Raw genomic sequence first — 2,700 nt, forward strand, 5'->3', positions numbered from 1 at the left:
CCATCTCCAGGCACTAATCTTACTCTTGCTACTGAAGATTTTCTTCTGCCTGTTCCTTGAATAAGTTTTTCCATCTATTCGTCCTCCTTTCTAAAACTCATACTTTTCTGGCTTTTGTGCTTCGTGATTGTGTTCTGGGCCAGAATATACTTTTAATTTTCTAAACATTTGTCTTCCTAATCTGTTTTTTGGAAGCATACCTTTAACAGCTAATCTGATTGCCATCTCAGGATTGTTTTGCATCATATCTTGGTAATTGATTTCTCTAAGTCCTCCAGGATATCCTGTGTGGTAGTAGTGTTTCTTTTGTAATAATTTCTTTCCTGTTAATTTTACCTTGTCAGCGTTTACGATGATAACGTAATCACCTGTATCTACGTGTGGTGTAAAAGTTGCTTTGTGTTTTCCTCTTAAGATCTTAGCAACTTCACTTGCTAGTCTACCTAGGACTTTGCCTTCAGCGTCTATAACTAACCATTTTCTCTCAATATTTTGAGCGTTGGCCATAAATGAACTCATTTTTTTCCTCCTTTAAAAAACATTGTTTTTAAAAAAGTTTCCGGGTCTTTTCTAAAACACTAACAAATATTTTAATACAAAATACTCTAATTGTCAAGTATTTTCGTTAATTTTTTATAAATTTTTGCTTAATTCTTCAATTTTATCAACTATTGATGAAATATAGCTAATTGTGTTCTTTAGTGAATCAGTAGTAGTGATGTCAACGCCTGATAGTTTAGCCCACTCTACTGGGTTATATAGACCGCCTTGTTTAATTGCGTTTAACCAATTACTTACTGCTTCTTCATCGTCTTCAAGTATCTTTCTTGATACGTTTGTTGCAATTGATAAACCAGCTGAGTATGTGTATGAGTATAAACCTGAGTAGTAATGAGGTTGCCTCATCCAAGTCATTTCACAGCCATCTGTTAATTCGACTTCACCTTGCCAGAACTCTTCAAGTGTTTCCTTATATAGTCTGTTTAATGTATCTGCATCTAGGTTTTGTCCTTCATCAACTAAGTTATATGCTTTTCTTTGGAAATAAGCTTCTAAGAAATGCGTAACAAAGTTATGGTAATAAGTCTTGGCAATGATTGAGAAGTAAATCCATCTAAGCATTCTAGGGTCTTCAGTCTTCTTCATCAAGTAATTAGCAAGCATCATCTCATTCATTGTCGATGGTGATTCTGAATAAAACATAGATGGGTTACAATCAAAGTATGATTGATACTTTTGCGATAACATAAAGTTACCTGCATGACCAAGTTCATGTATCATAGTGAATACGCTGTCCATCTTGCCAGTCCATATCATAAGTATATATGATGGGAAACCAGCTGGTGTCGAGCAATATGCTCCAGTGTATTTACCTTTGTTTTCAACGTAGTCAATATTTTTGCCTTCAAGAACTTTCTTGATTTGTTCTAGATATTCATCACCTAATACGTTTAAAGCACTATAGATATAGTCCTTAGCTCCATCAAGTGTTATTTCTGGATCAAATTCTGGATCTATATTTGCTTTTAAATCGTAGTAATTAATCTTTTCTAAACCAAGTCCATCTTTTAAAGTTCTCGCAAACTTTCTCATAACTGGTGAAAGCTCTTTCATTATAGTATCTAAATGATTTTCATAGATCTCTCTAGGCACCTCTTGTTCAGCAAGCAGATAATCTGTTACGCTATCGTAGCCTCTAAGCTTTGACATAATCTTATCTTTTTGCATGTTCAAATTAAATGCCATCGCTGTGCTATTGACAGTCTTTGCTAGATCCTTATAAAAATATTTAAATGACTCTCTTCTTAAGTCCTTATCTTCATCATACTCATACTTTTCTTCAAATAAAGCATATGAGTTATTATATTTCTTGCCATTGACCTCAAACGGTTCAAATGTCAAGTCTTGTAACTTAATTGTGTTATACAATTGTTCAGGCGCCATTCTCAATGGTGTAAAGGCTTGAATAACTTTTTCTTCTGCATCGCTTAAATAAGTTTTCTTCTTTAAAATAACGCTGTGGAAATATACTTTTAAGCCATCTACCTTCTCAAGCTTTTCAAGCATTGGAATATCTAGCTTTGCTATCTCAAGCTCAACGAACAATGTATTTTCATCTAGCTTGTTATACATATTTAATAATTCATTGAAAAAGGCTAGTTCAGCAGAATTTGTTAAGTCTACGTCCTTGTTTAGATATGCATAATCTATAACTAAGGAAAATCTTTTAATTATCTCTTCATATTCTTTAAAAGCTTTGACTATAGTATCAAAGTCATTTAATTTTCCTTCATAGTTTTCTTTTAGCTTTAAAGATGCTTCCAACAAAGCATTTGCTTCTTTTCTAGCGTCTTCTTTTGATTTAAATATTGCTGACGTATCCCAAGTTAAATTCTTATCAACTTCGCTTCTGTTTAATATTGTCATAATATACCTCTATTATTTAAGTTCTGATGTGCAGTTAGGGCATCTTGTTGCGTTAATGTCTATTGTTGATTTACAATATGGACATTCTTTTGTTGTTGGTGCTGCTTCCGCTTCAGGCTTCTTAGTAAGTGCTCTAGCTTTGTTTATAGCTTTAATTATTAAGAATAGTACAAAAGCTATAATTAAAAAGTCAATAATTCTGTTTAAAAATAAACCATAGTTTAGTGTAGCTGCACCAGCTTCTTGTGCTTCGGCAAGTGTAGCGTATTTGCC

General features: G+C 33.2%; 3 protein-coding genes. All 3 read right to left on the reverse strand.

From position 1 onward, the window contains the following. Positions 1-90: 90 nt before the first annotated feature. Complete coding sequence (gene rplM, locus Q0E71_RS06635; protein WP_294797224.1) at positions 91-519, reverse strand: 50S ribosomal protein L13; 429 nt, start codon at positions 517-519, stop codon at positions 91-93. 114 nt (positions 520-633) lie between these two features. Further along, positions 634-2,427: an oligoendopeptidase F gene (pepF, locus tag Q0E71_RS06640; protein WP_294797226.1), complete on the reverse strand. Its 1,794-nt coding sequence runs from the start codon at positions 2,425-2,427 to the stop codon at positions 634-636. 12 nt (positions 2,428-2,439) lie between these two features. Then, positions 2,440-2,700 (reverse strand): MscL family protein (locus Q0E71_RS06645; RefSeq protein ID WP_294797228.1); only part of this gene is annotated, 261 nt, incomplete at its 5' end.

The organism is uncultured Fenollaria sp., from assembly GCF_934202865.1.
Lineage (GTDB): Bacteria > Bacillota > Clostridia > Tissierellales > Peptoniphilaceae > Fenollaria.

Excerpts from the sequence above, each read along its gene's own strand:
- pepF (WP_294797226.1), bottom strand. The coding sequence starts at position 2,427 with ATGACAATATTAAACAGAAGCGAAGTTGATAAGAATTTAACTTGGGAT.
- rplM (WP_294797224.1), bottom strand. The coding sequence starts at position 519 with ATGAGTTCATTTATGGCCAACGCTCAAAATATTGAGAGAAAATGGTTA.